The organism is Achromobacter sp. MFA1 R4 (genome assembly GCF_900156745.1).
Lineage (GTDB): Bacteria > Pseudomonadota > Gammaproteobacteria > Burkholderiales > Burkholderiaceae_B > Achromobacter.
Genome location: NZ_LT707065.1, coordinates 1,009,374 through 1,030,713, shown reverse-complemented (window position 1 = coordinate 1,030,713; position 21,340 = coordinate 1,009,374). Strand labels below are relative to the sequence as shown.

The following is a 21,340-nucleotide window of genomic DNA, read 5'->3' as shown; positions in this document are numbered from 1 at the left end:
CGCGGATCGCAGATCCGCCTACACCCCCAGGTACCGCAGCAGGCGGGCTTCGTCGTCCAGGAATTCCTTCGACGTGCCCGTCCACGCGACGCGCCCTTTTTCAACGATGACGTGGCGGTCGGCGGTGGCCAGAAGCGGCTCCAGATTCTTGTCGATGCACAGCACCGCCAGCCCCGTCTGTTTCAGCGTATCCAGCGCCGCCCAGATCTCTTCGCGCACCACGGGCGCCAGGCCCTCGGTGGCTTCGTCCAGGATCAGGAGGCGCGGATTGGTCAGCAGCGCGCGGCCGATCGCCAGCATCTGCTGCTCGCCGCCGGACAGGTGGCTGCCCAGGTGCCGGGCGCGTTCGGACAGGCGGGGAAAGAGCGCGTAGACCCGTTCCAGCGTCCACGGGTGCGTCGCGCCTTGGCGGTTGTGCGCCGTGGCGACCAGGTTTTCGCGCACGGACAGGTTGGGAAAGACATGGCGGCCCTCGGGGACAAGGCCGATCCCGCGCTGCGCCACCTTGTAGGCGGGCAGCCGGCTGATGTCGTCGCCGTCGAACGAGATCGCGCCGTGCGAGGCGGGGTTCAATCCCATCACCGCCTTGACGGTGGTGGACTTGCCCATGCCGTTGCGTCCCAGCAGGGTGACGAACTCGCCCGGCCCGATGTCCAGGTCGATGCCGAAGAGGGCCTGGCTGGCGCCATAGTGCGCGGTGACGCCGCGCAGCGAGAGCAGGGTGTTCATGCGCGGGCCTCCCGGGCGCGGCCGCGCTCGCTGCCCAGATAGCACTCGCGCACCTGCGGGTCGTCGCGGATCTGGTCCACGGTGCCGCAGGTGAGCGCGCGTCCATAGACGAGCACGGTGATGCGGTCCGACAGGGCGAACACCGCCTGCATGTCGTGCTCTACCAGCAGGATGGTGTAGCGGCCGCGCAGTTGCCGCAGCAGGCGGGTCATGGCGTCGGATTCGTGCTGGCTCATGCCCGCCATGGGCTCGTCCAGCAACAGCAGCGACGGCTCGCACGCCAGCACCATGGCCAGTTCAAGCTGGCGCAGCTCGCCGTGCGCCAGTTCGCTGGCGGGCGTGCGCTCGCGGGCCGACAGGCCGGCCAGCGCCAGCGCCTCGCGCGCGGGTTCGATCAGCGCCGGCGTCGACAGCACGGGGCGCCAGAACCGGAAGCTGTGGCCGCGGCGCGCCTGCACCGCCATCGCCACGTTCTCCAATGCCGTGAAGGGCTTGAAGACAGAGGTGATCTGATAGGACCGCGCCAGCCCGTGGCGCACGCGCTTTTCAACCGGCATGCGCGTGACGTCCTTGCCGTCCAGCAGCACGCGTCCGGCGTCGGGCCGCAGTTCGCCGCTGAGCTGCCCGATGAGCGTGGTCTTGCCCGCGCCGTTGGGACCGATGACGGCATGCAGTTCCCCGCTGGCGACCTCCAGCGACAGCTTGTCGGTGACCGTCAGTCCGCCGTAGCGCTTTTCCAGGTTCTCGATGCGCAAGGCGCTCATTGCGGCTCTCCGGTGGGATGGCGGGCGGCTCTGCGCGCGTAGCGCCAGGGCGCGGCGGACAGGCTGCCGTACAGGCCGCGCCGCGAGGCCAGCACCACGCCGACGATCAGCAGGCCCATGACGAGCATCCAGTGCTCGGTCAGGAGCTTCAAGCCTTCCTCCAGCAACAGGAATGCCAGCGCGCCCGCCACGGGGCCGAACAGCGTGCCGATGCCGCCCAGCGCCACCATCACGATGAGTTCGCCCGACGTGGTCCAGGCCAGGTACGAGGGCGAGACGTACATGGTCAGGTTCGCCAGCAGCACGCCCGCCACGCCGCAGATCACCGCGGAAATCACGTAGGCGGCAAGCCGGTATCGCAGCGTCGGAAAGCCCAGCGCGCGCATGCGGCGCTCGTTGGCCTGGCAGCCGCGCAAGGCCATGCCGAAGGGCGCGTGGATCAGCCGGTGCATCAGCCACAGCGCCCCGATCAGCACCGCGAAGGCCGTCCAATACAGGGCAAGCGGCGTGTCCAGCCGGAACAGGCCGAAATCGCTGCCGGCAAAGAGCGACATGCCGTCGTCGCCGCCAAAGCCTTCCAGGCCCGTGGCCAGGAAATAGAACATCTGCGCGAAGGCAAGCGTGATCATGATGAACGCGATGCCCGTCGTGCGCATGACCACGTAGCCGCTCACGAGTCCGACGACCGCGCAGGCCCCGATGGCGGCGGCCAGGTGCAGCCAGCCGCTTTCGATGCCGTAGTGCGACAGCACGCCGACCGAGTACGCGCCCAGGCCCAGGTACAGCGCGTGGCCGAAGCTCACCATGCCGCCGTAGCCCAGCAGCAGATTGAGCGCCAGCGCGGCGATGCCGTAGACCAGGACGCGGCCGAACAGCGCCAGCAGGAAGGGTTCGCCCTGCCAGTGCGCGTACGCGGGCACCAGCGCGAACAGGATCAGCAGCGCGGCGGCGACCAGCGCGCGGGGAGAGAAGTTCAACATGCCGTCTGCGTCCTTATCCATGCCTGACGGGAAACAGCCCCTGCGGCCGCATCGCCAGCACGAGGGCCATGACGATATAGATCAGCATCGAGGCGATGGCCGGCCCCGCGGCGTTGGCGGCCGCGGGCGGCAGGGCGGCGCGCAGCAGCGTGGGCAGCAGCGCGCGTCCCAGCGTGTCGATCAGCCCCACCATCAACGCGGCGAGGAAGGCGCCGCGCACCGACCCGATGCCGCCGATCACGATGACCACCAGCGTCAGGATGAGGATGGGCTCGCCCATGCCCGTCTGCGCCGACAGGATGGGACCGGCCATCAGCCCGGCCAGTCCGGCAAGCACCGCGCCCAGCACGAACAGCAGGGTGTTCAGGCGGGCGATGTTCACGCCCAGCGCGCCGACCATCATGCGATCGGTCGATCCGGCGCGGATCAGCATGCCCAGCCGCGTGCGATGGATCAGCACGTAGCAGCCCGCCGCGACCGCGAGGCCGACCACGATGATGAGGAACCGGTAGAGCGGATACGTGACGCCCAGGATGTCGATGGTGCCGGACAGCCAGGACGGCAGTCCCATGCTGACCGGCGCCGGACCCCAGATGATGCGGGTGAGTTCGTTGAAGAACAGGATGAAGCCGAAGGTCGCCAGCACCTGGTCCAGGTGTTCGCGCGGATACAGGCGCGCCAGCGCGATCCGGTCCAGCAGCAGGCCCAGCGCGGCCATGCCGGCGACGACCGCGGCGGCGGCGAGCAGGAACGAACCGGTGTGCCGGAACACGGTGGCCGCGATGAAGGCGCCCATCATGTACAGCGACCCGTGCGCCAGGTTGATGAAATTCATGATGCCGAACACCAGCGTCAGGCCGGCGGCCAGCAGGAACAGCAGGATGCCGAGCTGCAGGCCGTTCAAGGCCTGCACCAGCAGCAGCGTCGTGGACATGGCTACACCCCCTTGCCGGCGGCCGTCAGGGCCGCCCGCTTCACTTCATGGCGCACTGGGCGGCGTACTGGTCGGATACCTTGGACAGGTCGGGGAAGATGGGGCCCTTGTTCACGAAGGCCACCTTGCCGTCCGCGTTTTCTGCCACATCCGCCCGGAAGAAGCCGGCCACCGGAAAGTGGTTGGGCTGATAGCGGAACTCGCCGCGCACGGAGGGGAAGTCGGCGGCCTCCAGCGCCTTGCGCAAGGCTTCCTTGTCGTCGACCTTGCCGCCCGTCTTCTTGAGCGCCGACCCGATCAGCTGGGCCGCGTCAAAGGATTGCGCCGCGTAGCTGGACGGTTCGCGGCCGTACTTCTGGCGGAACGCCGCGGCAAACGCCTTGTTGGCGGCGTTGTCCAGGTCAGGCGAGTACGGAACGTTGGTGACCGCGCCCAGCGCGTCCTTTTGCAGGGCGGGCAGGGTGGCGCCGTCGATGGTGTCCACCGACAGGAGCGGGATTTTGCCGAAGAGGCCCGCCTGGCGGTATTGCTTGATGAAGTTCACGCCCATGCCGCCCGGAAAGAACACGTAGGCGGCATCGGGCCTGGCGTCGGCCAGCGCGGCCAGCTCCACCGAGTAGTCGGGCTGGTTGACCTGGGTGAACACTTCGTTGGCCACGTCGCCCTTGAAGAAGCGCTTGAAGCCCGCCATGGCGTCCTTGCCGGCCTGGTAGTTGGGCGCCAGCAGGTAGACCTTCTTGAACCCCATCTGGTTGGCCATCTCGCCGCTGCCTTCGTGACGTTGGGTATTGTTCCAGGAGGTCGAGAAGAAGTAGGGCGAACAGTCCTTGCCGGCCAGGTTGGTCGGGCCCGCGTTGGAGCCCACCAGGAACACGCCGGCGCTGGTGACCGGCCGCACCACGGCCAACATCACGTTCGAATACACGACGCCGGTGATGATGGGCACCTTGTCGCTTTGCACCAGCTTGCGCGCGGCCTGCACGCCGATCTCGGGCTTGAACTGGTCGTCTTCCTTGATGACCTGCACGGGCACCCCGCCGAGCTTGCCGCCGCCCTGGTCGACGGCCAGCATGAAGCCGTCGAGCTGGTCCTGGCCCAGCACGGAGCCCGGACCGGTCAGCGTCGTCAGCAGGCCGATTTTGACGTCGGCCTGCGCGGCTGCGCCGATCGACAGTCCCAAGGCCGCGGCGGCGGCCAGCGTGTGGATGCGTTTCATGGTGATTCCCCTTGCTATGCCGTGTGTCACGGTCGTGGATGTGATGGGGCGCTATTGCGCCTGCAAGCCAAAGAACGTCATCGTGTTGCGGAACAGGATCTTCTGTTGCACGCCGGGCAGCAGATCGGCGTGCGCGACGAGCTTGCCGACCTCCTGTTCGCCCAACGGGTATGGGTAGTCCGAGCCCAGCAGCACGCGGTCCTCGCCCATGACGTCGATGAGCAGGCGCAGCGAGCGCGGGTCGAACACGGCGCTGTCGGTGTAGAAGCGGTCGGTGTAGGAAGAGGGCAGCTGCGGGCAGTCTTCGCGCACGATGTCGCGATGCCGCCAGGCATTGTCGACGCGGCCGAGCAGGTACGCGAAGCTGCCGCCGCCGTGCGCAAAGCACAGCTTGAGGCTGCGCGGAATGCGCTCGAACGCGCCGGACAGGATGAGGGATAGGATGCCGAGCTGCGTTTCGGCGGGCATGGCGACGAGCCACGGCAGCATCCATTTCTTCATGCGGCCGTCGGTCATCATGTCCCACGGATGCACCAGCACGGGGATGCCGTCGTTGGCGCAGTGGATGAGGAACTGCACGAGGGTTTCGTCGTCCAGGTCGCGCGGGCCGACGTGGTTGCCGATCTGCACGCCGAGGTGGCCGGCGGCGCGCGACCGGGATGCTTCGCGGCAGGCCAGGTCCAGGTCCTGCAGGGGGACCTGGGCAAGCGCCTTCAGACGGGCCGGCGCGTGGGCGCAGTGTTCGAGCGCCAGGTCGTTCATGCGCGCGGCCCAGTCGGCCGCGGCCTGCGCGGGATAGGTGTAGCCGAACATGATGGGCGTGGCGCACAGGATCTGCACGTCGACGCCGTGCCGGTCCATCTGCGCCAGACGCAGCGCGGGGTCCCATAGCGTGGCGTCGACCGGGCGAAAGGGGCGCTCGCCCGCCATGATCTGACCGGTGGAGCCGTTGGCGTCGGGACGCAGCCAAGGCGCGTTGACGGGGTCCAGCGCGGCCGCTTCCTGCCGGGTGATCGGCGGGAAGAAGTGCGCATGCATGTCGATTTTCTGGATCATGTCGGGATGAGGACTAGGCAGGGGTGGCCTGTGCGGAAGGGGCGTGGCCCTTGCCGGGATGGATGTCGCCGCAGGCGGGGCAGGTGCGTTTTTTGGGGCTGTCGTAGAAGGCCTGGAAGAGCGGGGGCAGGTCGGTGACGATGCTCTTGAGCTGGACTTCGACGCGATGCACGAGGTGGCCGCAGTGCGGGCAGTACCACTCGAAGCCATCGAGAAGGCCCGGCGGGCGCTGGCGTTCGATGACGAGACAGGCGCTGTCGGCTTCGGGACGTTGCGGCGAGTGGCGCACGTGCGGGGGGAGCAGGAAGATGTCGCCTTCCTTGAGGTCGACGCGTTCGGGCTTGCCGTCGATCCAGAGCGACAGCCAGGCGTTGCCGCGGACCTGATAGAAGAATTCCTCCAGCGGGTCGTCGTGGTAGTCGGTGCGATGGTTAGGACCGCCGACGACGGTGACGATGAAGTCGCTGTCCTGCCAGATCTGCTGGTTGCCGACGGGGGGCTTGAGCAGATGGGCGTGGTCGTGGATCCAGCGCTGGAAATTCAACGGCGGGCCGTAGGCGGGCATGAGGGTCTCTCCGTGGGTCTTTTGACTTGCGGGTGATGGTGAAGTCTAGGCGGGGGGATGGTGGGCTGCACAATAGAAATTGTGCGGTTGGATATGCGGGTTATCTATCGCGGGGTTTCCCGGGGGGATTGCTGGTTCTTAAGGTGCCCGGTTTCTCGGGGGGATTGCTGGGTTCTTAAGACGCCCGGCGCGGCGGCGGCCTGGGGCGCGCGGGGCTACGATTGCGGTCCGGAGCCTTCGCTCCGGACTGCCCCGTCGTCAACCTCGTCCGCCTTCGGCTCCCTACGGTTTCCCTCGGGCGCATCTACACGCCCCGCGCACCCCAGGCCGCCGCCACGCCGGGCTCGGGTGATTGCAGCTTGTCGGTCGCTGGGGCGAGCCGGGTTCTTTAGGTTCTTTGCTGCGGCGGCGTGGATTTGGAGCGGCTTGTGGGGCCCGCGCCACGGCGGCCGCGCGGGCGGCCTGGTGGGGCTTACGCGGTGTCTTGCGTCGGGGGGATGACGCTTCGCGTGGATTCTGCTTGTCTGCCTTTTCTGGTTTCGCGGTCAGTCACGGGGCGCGGGAGCGCTCGGCGGCGCCTCGCGTTGCGCCGTGATTTGCTTCAGATAATCCACCAGCCGCTGGCATGCGGGCGTGAGCGGGCGGTCGGCGCGGATGGAGTAGCCGACGTCGCCGAAGGCGCCGAAGACGTCGGTGGGCAGGCGTGCCAGGATGCCCATCGACAGGAATTGCGCGGCGGCGTCGTAAGGGATGAGGGCGAGGGCGTCGCTGTGCATGAGTACGCCGATATTGGTCAGCAAAGACAGCGATTCGACGTGGCGGGCGGGCAGGCGCAGGCCGGCGTCGAAGAACGTGCGTTCTATCGACGCGCGCAGCGGGGATGTGGGGGCGGGAAGGATCCAGATGTAGTCCATCAGGTCCGCGAGGTCGACGCGGGGGGCGGCCGCCATCGGGTGGCGCGCGCCGACGACGAGGCACAGGTCTTCGTGGTAGAGCTTGTGGTGGTCGACGGCGACGCCGGAGATGGAGGCCATGTCGGCGCCGGGCAGGCGGCCGACGACGATGTCGACGTCGCCAGTGGCGAGCGCCGGGAGCAGTTGCGCGGAGGGGCCTTCGCGCACGGTGACCTGGATGCCGGGATGCTCCGTCATGAGGCGGGCGATGGCTTCGGGCAGGAGCTTGGCGGAGGCCGCGATGAGGGTGCCGACGACGACGTGTCCGCTGGCGCCGCCCAGCACCGCGTCGATGTCGTCGGCCATGTAGCGGACTTCGGCCATCATGGCGTGGACGCGCCGGCCCAGCACGAGGGCGAGCTCGGTGGGCGTGACGCCGCGGTTGGAGCGTTCGAACAGCGTCGAGCCGAAGAAGGCTTCGAGGTCGTGGATGGCCTTGGTGACGGTGGGCTGGGTCAGGTGCAGTTCGCTGGCGGCGCGCGAGAGCGACCGGCGCGCCAGCACGCGTTCGAAGATCTGCAACTGGTGCAGCTTCAGTTTGTGGCTCAGCGCGTTGGGCGTAATGCGGAAGTTCGACATCCGTGCAGCCGCCCTGGCGCGTGGCCGCGGACGATCGTCCTGTTTCCTGGGTGAATCTGACATGCCGCCGCCCGTTCCGCGTTGCCCGGTGCGCTTGCGGCTGCTAGCGCACGGGTGGCTTGTAGGCGACCGCCTTGATTTCGATCAGCAATTGAGGGTGCGGCAACTGGTGCACCGCAACCGTGGTGCGCGCCGGGCCGTCGGCGTCGAAGAACTCGCCGTAGACCTGATTGTATCCACCGAAGTCGTTCATGTTGACCAGGAAAGTACTGATCTCGACGACGTCCGCGAGCGTGGCGCCTGCGGTGGCGAGGATGTCGCGGATGTTCTCGATCACGGCGCGGGTCTGCACACGGATGTCGAGCGTGGCGGTGCCCATGGCGTCGACGTGGGCGCCGGCGATGCGGTTGTCGGGCAGGCGCGAGCTGGTTCCAGAGACGAACAGGAAGTCGCCGGCGCGCTTGATGTGGGGATACTTGCCGCGGGGCGTGGCCTTGCCGGGTACGACGGTGGCGCTGGCGCTGGCGCTGGCGTTGGCGTTGGGCGGATTCATCGTGCGTTCCTTTGGGTGGGAGGGTCAGAGCTTGATGCAGACGTTGGTGGGCTCGGTGTAGAAGTGCAAGGAGTGGCGGCCGCCTTCGCGGCCGATGCCCGAGAGGCCGCTGCCGCCGAACGGCGTGCGCAGGTCGCGCAGGAACCAGCAGTTCACCCAGGCAAGGCCAACCTGCATGGCCTGCGCCACACGGTGCCCGCGCGCGAGGTTCTGGGTCCAGACAGCGGCCGCCAGGCCGTAGCGCGTGTCGTTGGCAAGGCGTATGGCCTCTTCCTCGGAGTCGAAGGGCGCGATGTGGCACACGGGGCCGAACACCTCTTCCTTGATGCAGCGGGCGCTTTCCGGCAGCCCGGTCCAGATCGTGGGCTGCACATAGGCGCCTTCGTCGCGCGCATCGCCGAACACGGGCACGCCGCCGCCGGCGACGACCGTGGCGCCTTCTTCACGCGCCAGCGCGAAGTACGAGAGAACCTTGTCGCGATGTTCGCGCGACACCAGCGGTCCCATTTCGGTGTCGGGGTCCAGCGGCCAGCCGATGCGCATGTCGCGCGCCCGCGCGGACACGGCCGCGACGAAGCGGTCGTAGAGGGGGCGCTCGACGTAGACGCGCTCCGTGCACAGGCAGACCTGGCCGCAGTTGGCGAAGACCGATCGGGTGACGCCGTCCACGGCGGCGTCGAAGTCGGCGTCCGCGAAGACGATCGCCGCGTTCTTGCCGCCCAGTTCGAAGGACACGGGCTTCACGCCGGGCGCCACGGCGCGCATGATGGCCGCGCCGGTGGCGGACTCGCCGGTGAAGGTGATGCCGTCGATGTCGGGGTGGGTGGTGATGAATTCGCCGGCCGAGTCGGGGCCGAAGCCGTGCGTGAGGTTGAGGACCCCCGCCGGCAGGCCGGCGTCGTGGGCGACTTCCGCCAGCAGTGTCGCGGTGGACGGCGTCACTTCGGACGGCTTCATGATGACGGTGTTGCCGAAGGCCAGCGCGGGCGCCACTTTCCAGGTCAGCAGCAGCAGGGGCAGGTTCCAGGGGGATATGACGCCCACCACGCCCAGGGGCTTGCGGTAGGCATAGTTCAGCGCCTGCCGGCCATCGGGCGTGTCGGTCATGTAGCTTTCCATGTCCAGGGTGCGCGCCAGCTCCGCGAAGGTGCGGAAATTGGCCGCGCCGCGCGGGATGTCGATCTTGCCGGCCCAGCCGACCGGTTTGCCGGTATCGCCGATCTCGGCCTGCAGGAAATCGTCGAAGCGGCGCTCGATGCCGTCCGCCAATGCCAGCAGATAGTCGGTGCGCGCCGCCACCGGCAGCGCCGCCCACGCGGGCAGCGCGCGCCGGGCGGCGGCCACGGCGCGCTCGACCTGGTCACGGCTGGCCTCGTGGACCTGCGCAATGCGCTGTCCGTCCACCGGACTGGTTTTGTCGAAGGTGGACCGGCCGTCTTCGAAGCGGCCATCCAGGTAGTTGCGCAATTGGCGTATCGGCATCGGCGTGTTCTCCGGGTGGATGCAGATAAATACGTATACGTACTATATTGACGGATAGTAGGCAGCCCGCCGCGCCGAGTCAATGCGCTTTTTCGAGCACGGCTGCGCCTACAATCGCCAGGCCAATTCCATGGACGTCCGATGACCGCCGCTTCCCGTTCCGCCCGCCCGGCCTCTGCCCGGGCTTTGCAGGAGTTCGACCTGACGCAGGTGGCCTCGCACCTGCTGCGCCGCGCCCACTTCCGGGCCGAAGCGCTGTTCGCGCAGGCATTTCCGGACGAGGACCTGACGCCGCGCCAGAAGGCCCTGCTGGTCACCGTCTACCAGAATCCTGGCGCCACGCAGAACCGTATCGCCGAGCTGATCGCGCTGGACCGCAATTCGTTCGCCGAAATGATCGCGCGCATGACGAAGAAGGGCTACGTGCGCCGCACGCGTTCGGCGGAAGATGGCCGCGCCTATGCGCTGGAAATCACCCCGCAGGGCGAGGCGCTGCTGGCGCGCATCCTGCCGCGCGATGCCGAGGTCGAGGCGCAGGTGCTCGCGCCGATTCCCGAGGAATTGCGGCCCGTCTTCCTGCGGTGCCTGCGCCTGATGGCGGGGCTGGAGACCCCGGAGAGCCCGGAGACCCCGGAGACGCGCTGAGGCCGCTCCCCTCGGGCTGCGTCAGGGGTCGGTCTTGGGGGCGGCGTGCGCCGGCTCGGCGGGGGAAGGCGTCGGTGCCGGCGTTTGTGCGGGCGGTGGCGTCTGCGCGGTCGAGGGCGTCTGCGGGACGGGCGGCTCTTCCCGTTGAACCTTGCCGAATCGCAGCGCGTACTGCCGGGTGAAGACCGCGCCGAAAAAGAAGATCTGCGCGGAATACCAGATCCACAGCAGCAGTGCGATCAGCGAGCCGGCCGCGCCATACGCCGACACGGCGGCGCCGCGCCCCAGGTACAGGCCAATGCCCCACTTGCCCAGCAGAAACAGGGCGGCCGTGACAATCGCGCCCGGAATGACGTCCTGCCACGATATCTTCGCGCTGGGCAGCAGTTTGAACACCACCGCGAACAACGCCGCCACAACCGAAAAAGAAAACAGGTTGGAGGTCCACTCCGCGACAACGGCGAAGGTGGAATTGGCCCACAGTTCGCCGTAGATGCCGCGCGCGGCGGCCAGCGCGGCATTCACGGTCAGCGACACCAGCAGGAAGAGCGCCAGGACCAGCACCAAGCCGAATGACAAGAGGCGGCTGCGCACCATTCCGTGCAGGCCGCCTTTCTGGTTGGCGGTCACGTCCCACAATTCGTCCAGGCTTGCCTTCAGTTCGGCAAAGGCCGTGGTCGCGCTGAAGATCAGCACGCAGATCGAGACAAGCGCCGCGATCCAGCCGCTGCCCGACTCGTGGGCGCTGGCCAGCACAGTCTGGATCATCTCGGCGCCCCGGTCGCCGATCAGGTCGCGAAGCTGCGCGAACAATTCCGAGCGCACCGCCTCCTCGCCAAAGAACGCACCGGCCACCGCGATCACCAGCAGCAGCATCGGCGCCAGCGAAAACACCATGTACAGCGCCAGGGCGGCGCCCTTGCTGGACGCGCGATGGCTGGACCACTGCCGCGCGGAGTCCATCAGCAGTCCGCCGATCTGGGAAGGTCGCAGGACACGCAGCAGGTTCTTGGGCAGGCGCATGGGAAAAGGACTCGGAATCGGAGCCTTCATTGTAGGGACGCATGCAGGCCCCAGATACCGGCAGATTGTTGGCAAACGTTTGCCAGCGCCGGGATTTCGCCGCCCTTGAAACAACACGCAAAGAAATCCAGGGCGAAAAAAACCCCCGGGGCGAAGGACCGGGGGTTTCGGATACTGCATTCCCCGGCCGAAGCCGGGGAGGCCTTGCACGGGAAGCGGGACTTAGAAGTCCATGCCGCCCATGCCGCCCATGCCGCCGGGCATGGCCGGGGCAGCGGGCTTGTCTTCAGCCAGTTCAACCACGGCGGCTTCGGCCGTCAGCAGCAGGCTGGCGACGGAGGCAGCGTTCTGCAGGGCGGTGCGGGTCACCTTGGTGGGATCCAGCACGCCTTGCTCGACCAGGTCGGTGTACTCGCCGGTCGCGGCGTTGTAGCCGTAGTTGCCCTTGCCGTTCAGCACGTTGCTGACCACGACGCTGGCTTCTTCGCCGGCGTTCGTGACGATGGTGCGCAGGGGCTCTTCCACAGCGCGCAGGATCAGCTTGATGCCGGCGTTCTGGTCAGGCGTGTCGCCCTTCAGGTCAGCGATGGCTTGCTTGGCGCGCAGCAGTGCAACGCCGCCGCCAGCCACAACGCCTTCTTCCACTGCAGCGCGGGTGGCGTGCAGGGCGTCTTCGACGCGAGCCTTCTTTTCCTTCATTTCGACTTCGGTGGCAGCGCCAACGCGAATCACGGCAACGCCGCCGGCCAGCTTGGCCACGCGTTCTTGCAGCTTTTCACGGTCGTAGTCGGACGTGGCTTCTTCGATCTGCACGCGCACTTGCTTGACGCGGGCTTCAATGGACTTGCTGTCGCCAGCGCCGTCGATGATCGTGGTGTTTTCCTTGCCCACTTCGATGCGCTTGGCTTGGCCCAGCTCAGCCAGCGTGGCCTTTTCCAGCGACATGCCGGTTTCTTCGGAGATCACCGTGCCGCCCGTCAGGATGGCGATGTCTTCCAGCATGGCCTTGCGGCGGTCGCCGAAGCCAGGCGCCTTGACGGCGGTGGTCTTCAGGATGCCACGGATGTTGTTCACAACCAGGGTGGCCAGGGCTTCGCCTTCGACGTCTTCCGCGATGATCAGCAGGGGACGGCTCGACTTGGCAACTTGTTCCAGCACCGGCAGCAGGTCACGGATGTTGCTGATCTTCTTGTCGAAAATCAGGACAAACGGATCTTCCAGGACGGCGACTTGCTTGTCCGGGTTGTTGATGAAGTAGGGCGACAGGTAGCCGCGGTCGAATTGCATGCCTTCGACGACGTCCAGCTCGTTTTCCAGCGACTTGCCGTCTTCGACGGTGATGACGCCTTCCTTGCCGACCTTGTCCATCGCGTCAGCGATGATCTGGCCGATGGAGGAATCGCTGTTGGCCGAGATGGAACCGACCTGGGCGATTTCCTTGCTGGTCGTGACCGGCTTGGATTGCTTTTGCAGTTCGGCGACGGCGGCGGCGACAGCCTTGTCGATGCCGCGCTTCAGGTCGATCGGGTTGAAACCGGCGGCAACGTACTTCAGGCCTTCCTGAACGATGGCCTGGGCCAGCACGGTGGCGGTCGTGGTGCCGTCACCGGCGTTGTCGGAGGTCTTGGAAGCGACGTCCTTGACGAGCTGGGCGCCGATGTTCTCGAACTTGTCCTTCAGTTCGATTTCCTTGGCGACGGACACGCCGTCCTTGGTCACGGTCGGGGCGCCGAACGAGCGCTCCAGCACGACGTTGCGACCCTTGGGGCCCAGGGTGGTCTTGACAGCGTTGGCGAGGACATTCACGCCACGGACGATGCGCACGCGGGCGTCATCACCGAACAATACTTGCTTGGCAGCCATTTCTTAGCTTCCTTCGAAAATTCGTTTGAGGCGGGGTTTACTGGACCACGGCGAGGATTTCGTCCTCGCGGATGACGAGCAGTTCTTCGCCATCAACCTTCACGGACTGGCCGGCGTACTTGCCGAACAGAACCTTGTCACCAGCCTTCAGGTCAACCGGCAGGATCTTGCCGTCTTCGGTCTTCTTGCCGGGGCCGACGGCCACGACTTCACCCTGGTCGGGCTTTTCAGCGGCGCTGTCCGGGATCACGATGCCCGAGGCAGTCTTGCGCTCGTTTTCGAGGCGTTTGACGATCACGCGATCGCCCAGGGGACGCAAGGCCATGAGGAACTCCTGTTAACTAAAAAGTAAGTGAATGATCGGTTAGCCCCGGGAGGGCTGTTAGCACTCACCGGTGTCGAGTGCTAATTATAGGGATGATGTTCTGAGGTTCAAGGGGGGGGCGGGGCGCTGTTACATCTTTGGGGCCGGGGTCGACGTTCAATCAACTTGAGAACTGGTTCACTAAGGTTGGCGTGTAACTTCAGATGACATCAAGGCTTTGCCTTCAGTGAACTTCGATAGCGCGGTCGTCGAATCCCCTCCCGACGTTGCCGGCGTAGCGCAAGTCGCCGCTGGAATGCCGCTTGCCGCCAGCCAGTCCGCCAGCGCCTTTGCAGCCTTGCCAAGAATCGGCTTCTGGTCCTGAGACCGAACGGCGCCAGTCTGGTTGGTCTTGGAAAGCGCCACCGTATATAGAGATAGCCATCGCCTGTGCGTCGGGTGTTTTCCACCGCGGCACGCACCGTCTTCCGCCGGCGCCCGCCGCCACGGCGCGGGGTGTGGGCTTGGCACCGGGTGCGGTGCTACGATTTCCGCACGTGTGTCAACTTCCGGCGCTGGGGGCAAACCGTAGCGATAAGTGCCCGGCGGCGTTCCTTCAAGGAGCATTCCATGGCCGCAACCGTCGCAGATTATCTTGTTAAAGTGCTTGCCGAAGTTGGGGTCCGCCGTATCTGGGGCGTGACGGGCGACAGTCTCAATGGACTGAACGACAGCCTTCGACGGATGGACCAGATCGCGTGGATGCACACCCGCCACGAAGAGACCGCGGCTTTTGCCGCCGGCGCCGAGGCCGCGATTACGGGCACGCTGGCGGTATGCGCAGGCAGTTGCGGTCCCGGCAATCTGCACCTGATCAACGGCCTGTTCGACTGCCAACGCAGCCGCGTCCCGGTGCTGGCCATTGCCGCCCACATCCCGTCGTCGGAAATCGGGCTGGGGTACTTCCAGGAAACCCATCCCCAGGACTTGTTCAAGGAATGCTCGGAATTCGTCGAACTCGTCTCCAATCCTGCGCAACTTCCTGGGGTGCTGGCCCGCGCCATCAACACGGCGATCGGCAAACAGGGGGTGGCGGTCCTGGTGATACCCGGCGACGTGGCGCTCGCCGCCGCGCCTTCGGACGTGCCGGCGTCGTGGCCTTTGCCACCGGCGCGCCCGCACATCCGCCCGGACGCAACGGCGGTGCAGGAACTGGTCCAATTGTTGAACGGGGCACGGAAGGTGTCGATACTGGCCGGCAGCGGCTGCGCCGGCAGCCACGACGCGGTCGTCGCGCTGGCCCAGCGCCTCAAGGCGCCCGTCGTCCATGCGCTGCGCGGCAAAGAGCACGTCGAGTGGAACAACCCCTACGATGTCGGCATGACAGGCTTCATCGGCTTTTCGTCCGGCTACCATGCGATGGAAAACGCCGACCTCCTGCTGATGCTGGGCACAGACTTTCCCTACCGCCCGTTCTATCCCAAAGACGCAAAGATCGTGCAGGTCGACCGCGATCCAAGCGCGCTCGGCCGGCGTGCACCGCTGACGTTGGGCATTGCCGCCGACGTGGACGAGACCATCGCCGCGCTGCTGGCGCAGCTTGACGAGCGCCAAGACAGCGCCTTCCTCGACGCCGCGCTCCGGCATTACCGGAATTCCCGCAAAGAACTCGACAACCTTGCCGCACCGGCGCCCGCTGGCCGCCCTCTGCATCCCCAGTATCTGGCCCGCCGCATCAACGAACTGGCCGATGACGACGCCATCTTCGCCGTGGACGTCGGCTCGCCAACCGTGTGGGCGGCCCGATACCTCACCATGAATGGCAAGCGCCGACTGCTGGGTTCCTTTAACCACGGCTCGATGGCCAACGCGATGCTCCAGGCGCTTGGCGCGCAGGCAGCGGCGCCTGGCCGGCAGGTAATTTCCATGTCCGGCGACGGCGGATTCACGATGATGATGGGAGACTTCCTGTCCCTGTCCCAGTTGCAGCTTCCCGTAAAGATCGTCGTCTTCAACAACGGCGCTCTCGGCTTTGTTTCCATGGAAATGAAAGCCGCGGGGTTTCTGGATACGGGAACCGACCTGTCAAATCCCGATTTCGCCGCCATGGCCGAAGCGGTCGGCGTACGAGGCATCCGAGTCGAATCGTCCGAATTCCTTGATGCCGCGCTGCAGGAGGCGCTTGCTCACCCCGGCCCGGTGCTGGTCGACGTGCTGACCTCGGCGCAAGAGCTGATCGTCCCCCCCAAGATCAAGCTCGAACAGGCCAAGGGGTTTGGCTTGTACATGCTGAAGGCCATCATGAACGGCAGGGGCGACGAGGTGATTGAGTTGGCCAGGACGAATCTGGGGCGTTGAGGGGCGTCTTTATGCTGGAATTTTGTGAAGACCGGGCGGCGGATATAGGGCCGCCGGCGGCCAAGTTCAATGAACTTTCCCGATAGTGTCCACCACTTTTAGGTGGACACCATGTCGAAGACAGAATTAGCACCGGTGCCTAAGCGCGGGTCTTATCCGAAGGCGCTGAAGGCAAAGATCGTCGCCCAGTGCAGCCAGCCCGGAACATCCATTGCTGGTGTGGCGCTGTCGCACGGCGTGAACGCAAAAATGGCCCGTGAGTGAGGCCGGCGCGTGCGTGGCATGGTTACGCGAGTGGCTGCGGTGATCCGTGTCGCCGCACCATCCCCAGCCGCTCCGCGATCAGTGGCGGTACGACAGCGTTAACAGGGTGATGCGTCCGTCGCCCAGCGCGACGGCGTTGCGTACGCCGCCTGCGTAATAGGATTTGTCGAACAGGTTGTTCATGGTTAGCGCTGCGCGCCAGCGGCGCGCGCTATATGCAACGCCTGCGTCGGCGACGACATAGCCGGGGAGGTCGTAGCCGTAGGTATAACGGCTTCCTTCACCGCGAAGCCCGCCGGTCAGTTCCCAGCCGGCCAGGTCGCCTTGCATCCGATAGCGCGCAGTAACGTTGAAACTATGACGCGGAACGCTGTTGAGGCGGGTATTGTTGGTGGACGGCTGCTGGCCGCCATCGTCAACGACGACGGCCGATAGATACGCGTATCCCCCCATCAGGCTCAGGCCGTCGGTCAGGTCCGTCGCCCATCCCAATTCCGCGCCGCGCGTACGTTGCTTGCCGACCGCAATGCTGTAGCCGTCGTTCAGCGGATCCGATTGGAGAACGTTGCGGCGCTCCAGGTCGAACGCCGCCACGGTGATGCTGGTGGCGCCGTCGTTAAGGTCGAACTTCACGCCGGCTTCCCATTGCCTGCCGCTTTCCGGTTTGAATGTGCTGCCGTCTACGCTGGTGCCGCTGTTGGGATAGAACGACGTGGCGTAGCTGATATAAGGCCGCACGCCGGGCAGGATCTCGTACATCAATGCGCCTGAACCAGTGATGGCGTTATCGCTGCTGTCTTCGCGCGCCTGCGTGCGATGTTCCGTCGAGTAAGTGGTGGCGCTGTCATGGCGCAGGCCGAAGACCGCGTTCCATCGCTCTCCCAGCGCGATCTGGTCGCGGGCATATAGGCCAATCGAGCGCACGGTGGTGCTGCTGTCGGTGCGCGGATTGGCAGGGCAGTTGATGGCGCTGCCGTACACGGGTTGGTAGACGTCCAGGTCCCCCACCGAGCAGTTATACGACAGGCTGTTCTCGCGCGTGCGCAGGTAGTCCAGGCCAACCGTGATGTCATGGCGGCCAAAGCCGGTTTCAAATCCGCGCTGCGCGTTGGTATCCACCGTGATCGTGTCGCCGTCCCAGTGCTGGTCGGTGGCGGTACGCCGCAGCGTCCGATTGTCCGCGCGCAAGAGGCCATTGGCGACCAACTGGCCATTGAGCGTAAACGACTGCCAGCGCGCATTCTGGTTGACCGTCCAGCCATTGTCGAACCGATGCGTCAGCGCATAGCCCACGCGGCTTTGGTAGCCGCGATAGGGGTCCTGCCCCGGCTCGCCGGTAAAGCGGTCTCGGGGGATCTGGCCATTAGGGTTCGACTGGACCGACCCGACGATCGGCAATCCCTGCTGGCGGATGTAGCGGCGTTCCTGGTAGCTGGTGAGAATGGTGAAATCCGTTCGCGCGCCCAGATCCAAAGACAGTGAAGGGGCGATGAACCGATTCTTGAACCACACGTGGTCTGTTTCGTCGTCCGAATTCATGGCCAGGGCATTGATGCGAAATGCCGCCTTGCCGTTGTCCGACAGCGGCGTCCCCATGTCCAGCGTCGCCTGCCGGAAATCGTGGCTGCCCACGGTGGTGGCCACGTCCGCAAAACTCTCGGCACGCGGGCGCTTGCTGACCATGTTGACCAGGCCGCCGGGCAGGACCTGCCCATAAAGCAGCGAGGCGGGGCCCTTCAACACCTCTACCTGTTCCACGCCGAACAGTTGTTCGGCGACGCGGTTGCTTGCCGCTGTACGCAGCCCATCCAGGAACAACGAATCCGAAGCGACCTGGCCGCGGATGATGAGGTCGTCCCAGCCGCGACGGCCAAACTGATTGCTGACTACGCCGGGCACGTTATGTAGAGCGTCGGCCAGGGTCTGCGCCTGTTGCGCGTCCAGGACCGCCCGGGGCACCACGGTGATCGACTGCGGTGTCTTGGCAAGGGGAACCGACGACTTGGTGACCGTGGGCGGCGCGATAGGGTTGAACAGGCCCTCTTGGCCTGCGTCGTCGTCGCCGGTTACGCGCACGGCGGGCAGTTCCACGGCGGCATCGGAGTTCTGGGCAACGGCGGCAAAGGGGGCGGCCAGCGTCAAGGCGGCAGCGAATGCCGGATAGGGATGCAAGGGCATGAAGGGACGGCAGGGGAGGAGATGCGGTGGCGAGGAATGCGCGACAGCGCGTTTCCTGAAAGCACAGCGATATTTGAGAATGAGAATAACAACGATTAATTATAAGCACTACAATGCACGGTGAGCTAGGCAATGCGCTCAAAAGCTTTTGCCTTGCGATGTCTTTACATACTTTCATGCGTCATGCCGCCCGCGCCGACCTCCCTTGATTCTTCTGCCGCCACGCTTGCCGTGGCCAAACCGCGTACTTCCGCTCGCAAGCTTTGGTTCGCGCTGCACAGCTGGATCGGCATGAAGCTGTGCATTCTGCTCAGCTTTATCTTCTGTACGGGAACGCTGGCGGTGATGGCGGCCGAGATTGATTGGCTGATTGAACCTGCCATGCGGGTCACGCCTCAGGAAAGGCAGGCCAGTTGGGGGGAAATGTTGGCGGCTGCCGAGCGGGCGCACCCAGGTCTGCGTTTGCGCAGTCTGTCCGCGCCGCATGGCGAGCGCTTTGCGGCCGAGGCCCTGATGCGTCAGGACAATGGCGAACTGCTGCGGGTGTGGGTGAATCCGCATACCGCGCAAGTGACCGGGCAATCCTCGTGGTGGAGCGCGCAGCGATGGTTGCGGGACACGCATCGCAACCTCATGCTGCCCCCCAGATTCGGGGTGCCGCTGGTCGCCCTGATGTCCATCCCGCTCCTGTTGATGCTGGCCAGCAGCCTCTTCATCTACAAGCGCTGGTGGCGCGGCTTTCTGACATGGCCGCGCAAGGGAAAGCCGCGATTGACCTGGGGGGATGTGCATCGGCTTGCAGGCGTCTGGAGTCTCGGTTTCATGCTGCTTATCGGCATGACTGCGTTCTGGTATCTGGTGGAGTCGCTGGGGGCGAAGGCGCCGCTTCCTCCCGCGATCGTGCAGCTCAAGGGCAATGCCAAGCACGCGCCGTTGGCGGCCGAAGACGTCGACAGGGCAATCTCCGCGGCACAGGCGGCGTGGCCCGATCTGAAGATCTCCAGCGTACGGCCGACCCCCAACGGGAAAGCCCTGTTGTTGGAAGGGCAGGCGAATGGATTGCTGTTGCGTGAGCGCGCCAACGTCATCGGTGTCGAGCTCGCTTCAGGCGAGATCCTGGGGCGCAACGACGGGCGGGACATGAGTGTGCACCAGCGCATCGGTGAGCTCGCAGACCCGATCCATTTCGGCACGTTCGGCGGGTGGCCTGTGCGCGTGCTGTGGTTCATTTTTGGACTACTGTTGACGACGCTATCCCTGACAGGGGCGTATCTTTATGGCATCCGCGTTGCCGAGGCCACGCGGGCGGCACTCAAGCGGCGCGGTGCGCCGGCCGGCGCAACGCATTCCCGTGCCCAGTCCGCCTGGTCCGTCGCGTGGCGCAGCATGGGATGGTGGCGGTGGCTGGGCGGCGGCGTCCTGAGCGTATGGGGGATGCTCGTGATCAACCAGGTGTTGAAGTGACGTGACGATACGATTCATGGAAACCGTTGATGACTGCGGCACTAGAGGCGCTGTTTGGCGATAGGCCGGGAATTAAACCGCGCTACTCGTGAAGGCTTGGTTGCACTGAACCGCCTTGGGGAATTGCGAAGGCTCACGCGCCAGCTAGGCCTTGGGAGCGACCACTGCTGCTAATCCGCTTGGCGGCAGACCCTGCAATAAGGACGGGAGGCTCAAATCAGAGTCATCCCGTTTTTTTGTTCGGACGAGCGCCGTCTCGATCAGCCGCGCCTGTCGCCGGAAAGCTAGGGTTATCCGGGATTCTTTATGCTTAAACTTTTGTGAAGAATGAGCGGCAGTTGCAGGACCGCCGCCACAATGAGGCATCAAGGCGGTTCACCGTGGTGCGGCACGTGACGCACCACTTGAGGGATCGCGGGGTTCCCCCCCCCACTAAGGAGAGTCGCATGCTGCTGCGTAGACGTTGTCTGGCCTTGATGATGCTGGCGCTGACTGGCTGGGCGACGGCCAGCCATGCGCAAACGCCGTCTGAGGCCTGGCCCGTCAAGCCCGTGCGCCTGGTCGTGGGGCTGGCACCCGGCGGGCTGGTCGACGTGCTCGCGCGCACCGTGCAGCCGCACTTGGCCGAGGCCTTGAAGCAGACCGTTATCGTGGAGAACCGGGGCGGTGCGGGCGGCAACGTGGCGGGAGCCGAGGTGGTGCGTAACGGTAGAGACAACCATACCTTCCTGCTCAATCCATCGACGACCGAATCGGTCAACCCCCTGATGTTCGCCAGCATGCCGTTCGATCCGCAGCGTGACCTGCGGCCGGTCGCCTTGCTGGCCAACAGCCAATTGTTCCTGTTTGTCCGGTCCTCGCTGGGCGTCAATACGCTCGAAGAGTTCGTGGAGTACGCGCGCAAGCGGCCCGATCCGCTGAATTACGGTTCGGCCGGCAACGGCACGACGCCGCATCTGGCCGGCGAGCTGCTCAAGCAGGCGACTGGCATGCAGGCCACCCATGCGCCGTATCGCGGCGTGGCGCCGGCGATACAAGACCTGGCAGCGGGCCAGATCGACTTCGCGTTTGGGCCCGCCACGGTCTTTCCCATGGTGCAAGCGGGCAAACTCAAGGTACTGGCGGTGGCGAGCCGGAAACGCGCCGCCGTCGCGCCCGACATACGGACCTTTTCCGAGGCGGGCATCGACGGCGTTTTCGCGGACAGCCTGTTCGGCGTGTATGCGGCCGCTGGCACCCGCGATGATGTGGTCGATCACATGAACGCCGAAATCAACAAGGTGCTTGCGCGGCCAGAGATCCAGGCGCGCTTTCTGGATGCGGGTGCCGAGGCGATCCCGCTGAGCGTGACCGACTATGCCGCGCGCGTGCAGGACGAAAAGAAGTTGTTCGCCCCGTTGATGAAATCGTTGGGGTTGAAGGAACAGTAG

The 21,340-nt window shown here is 65.7% G+C and carries 19 protein-coding genes; 5 read left to right on the top strand and 14 right to left on the bottom strand.

Translation table 11 applies throughout. The features are described from left to right. Positions 1-18 precede the first annotated feature (18 nt). From BXA00_RS04705 to BXA00_RS04660, 10 genes are all read right to left on the bottom strand, one after another. On the bottom strand, positions 19-729 hold the full coding sequence (locus tag BXA00_RS04705) for an ABC transporter ATP-binding protein (protein WP_076516651.1): 711 nt from the start codon (positions 727-729) through the stop codon (positions 19-21). Further along, the gene (locus tag BXA00_RS04700) at positions 726-1,493 is read right to left on the bottom strand and encodes an ABC transporter ATP-binding protein (RefSeq protein WP_076516650.1); all 768 of its coding nucleotides are present in this window, start codon (positions 1,491-1,493) and stop codon (positions 726-728) included. The genes BXA00_RS04705 and BXA00_RS04700 overlap by 4 nt, the downstream gene beginning before the upstream one ends. Further along, positions 1,490-2,473 carry a branched-chain amino acid ABC transporter permease gene (locus BXA00_RS04695; protein WP_076516648.1) on the bottom strand — a complete coding sequence of 328 codons (984 nt, stop codon included), beginning with the start codon at positions 2,471-2,473 and terminating at the stop codon, positions 1,490-1,492. The genes BXA00_RS04700 and BXA00_RS04695 overlap by 4 nt, the downstream gene beginning before the upstream one ends. 13 nt (positions 2,474-2,486) lie before the next feature. Beyond that, positions 2,487-3,407, bottom strand: coding sequence for a branched-chain amino acid ABC transporter permease (locus BXA00_RS04690; protein WP_076516646.1), 921 nt, complete (start codon positions 3,405-3,407; stop codon positions 2,487-2,489). Between the two features lie 40 nt (positions 3,408-3,447). Further along, entirely contained in the window at positions 3,448-4,623 is a 1,176-nt protein-coding gene (locus BXA00_RS04685) for an ABC transporter substrate-binding protein (protein ID WP_076516644.1), read from the bottom strand. Between the two features lie 51 nt (positions 4,624-4,674). After that, on the bottom strand, positions 4,675-5,679 hold the full coding sequence (locus BXA00_RS04680; RefSeq protein ID WP_083714178.1) for an amidohydrolase family protein: 1,005 nt from the start codon (positions 5,677-5,679) through the stop codon (positions 4,675-4,677). A gap of 13 nt (positions 5,680-5,692) precedes the next feature. Next, the gene (locus BXA00_RS04675) at positions 5,693-6,244 is read right to left on the bottom strand and encodes a 3-hydroxyanthranilate 3,4-dioxygenase (RefSeq protein WP_076516642.1); all 552 of its coding nucleotides are present in this window, start codon (positions 6,242-6,244) and stop codon (positions 5,693-5,695) included. Between the two features lie 545 nt (positions 6,245-6,789). Continuing rightward, positions 6,790-7,776: a LysR substrate-binding domain-containing protein gene (locus tag BXA00_RS04670; RefSeq protein ID WP_076516641.1), complete on the bottom strand. Its 987-nt coding sequence runs from the start codon at positions 7,774-7,776 to the stop codon at positions 6,790-6,792. Positions 7,777-7,879: 103 nt separating this feature from the next. After that, complete coding sequence (locus tag BXA00_RS04665) at positions 7,880-8,329, bottom strand: RidA family protein (RefSeq protein WP_076516639.1); 450 nt, start codon at positions 8,327-8,329, stop codon at positions 7,880-7,882. 24 nt (positions 8,330-8,353) lie between these two features. Further along, positions 8,354-9,811 (bottom strand): 2-hydroxymuconic semialdehyde dehydrogenase, encoded by a 1,458-nt coding sequence (locus tag BXA00_RS04660; protein WP_076516637.1) that lies wholly within the window; start codon positions 9,809-9,811, stop codon positions 8,354-8,356. Positions 9,812-9,952: 141 nt separating this feature from the next. Between BXA00_RS04660 and BXA00_RS04655 the strand changes: the two genes are divergently transcribed. Next, entirely contained in the window at positions 9,953-10,456 is a 504-nt protein-coding gene (locus BXA00_RS04655) for a MarR family winged helix-turn-helix transcriptional regulator (protein ID WP_076516635.1), read from the top strand. A 21-nt stretch (positions 10,457-10,477) separates the two neighbouring features. Here the strand turns inward: BXA00_RS04655 and BXA00_RS04650 are convergent, their stop codons facing one another. From BXA00_RS04650 to groES, 3 genes are all read right to left on the bottom strand, one after another. Continuing rightward, positions 10,478-11,479, bottom strand: coding sequence for a YihY/virulence factor BrkB family protein (locus BXA00_RS04650; protein ID WP_083714176.1), 1,002 nt, complete (start codon positions 11,477-11,479; stop codon positions 10,478-10,480). Between the two features lie 222 nt (positions 11,480-11,701). Further along, positions 11,702-13,342, bottom strand: coding sequence for a chaperonin GroEL (groL, locus tag BXA00_RS04645; RefSeq protein ID WP_076516634.1), 1,641 nt, complete (start codon positions 13,340-13,342; stop codon positions 11,702-11,704). A 37-nt stretch (positions 13,343-13,379) separates the two neighbouring features. Next, the gene (gene groES / locus BXA00_RS04640; protein WP_006221616.1) at positions 13,380-13,667 is read right to left on the bottom strand and encodes a co-chaperone GroES; all 288 of its coding nucleotides are present in this window, start codon (positions 13,665-13,667) and stop codon (positions 13,380-13,382) included. A 609-nt stretch (positions 13,668-14,276) separates the two neighbouring features. Here groES and poxB point away from each other — a divergent pair. Further along, positions 14,277-16,004, top strand: coding sequence for a ubiquinone-dependent pyruvate dehydrogenase (gene poxB, locus BXA00_RS04635; protein WP_076516632.1), 1,728 nt, complete (start codon positions 14,277-14,279; stop codon positions 16,002-16,004). Between the two features lie 111 nt (positions 16,005-16,115). Then, entirely contained in the window at positions 16,116-16,268 is a 153-nt protein-coding gene (locus BXA00_RS04630; RefSeq protein WP_156902736.1) for a transposase, read from the top strand. A 78-nt stretch (positions 16,269-16,346) separates the two neighbouring features. Here BXA00_RS04630 and BXA00_RS04625 read toward each other — a convergent pair whose 3' ends face one another. Continuing rightward, positions 16,347-18,446 carry a TonB-dependent siderophore receptor gene (locus BXA00_RS04625; RefSeq protein WP_076516630.1) on the bottom strand — a complete coding sequence of 700 codons (2,100 nt, stop codon included), beginning with the start codon at positions 18,444-18,446 and terminating at the stop codon, positions 16,347-16,349. 183 nt (positions 18,447-18,629) lie between these two features. Between BXA00_RS04625 and BXA00_RS04620 the strand changes: the two genes are divergently transcribed. Then, positions 18,630-19,910, top strand: coding sequence for a PepSY domain-containing protein (locus BXA00_RS04620; protein WP_083714174.1), 1,281 nt, complete (start codon positions 18,630-18,632; stop codon positions 19,908-19,910). A 446-nt stretch (positions 19,911-20,356) separates the two neighbouring features. Continuing rightward, positions 20,357-21,340: a tripartite tricarboxylate transporter substrate binding protein gene (locus tag BXA00_RS04615; RefSeq protein ID WP_076516627.1), complete on the top strand. Its 984-nt coding sequence runs from the start codon at positions 20,357-20,359 to the stop codon at positions 21,338-21,340.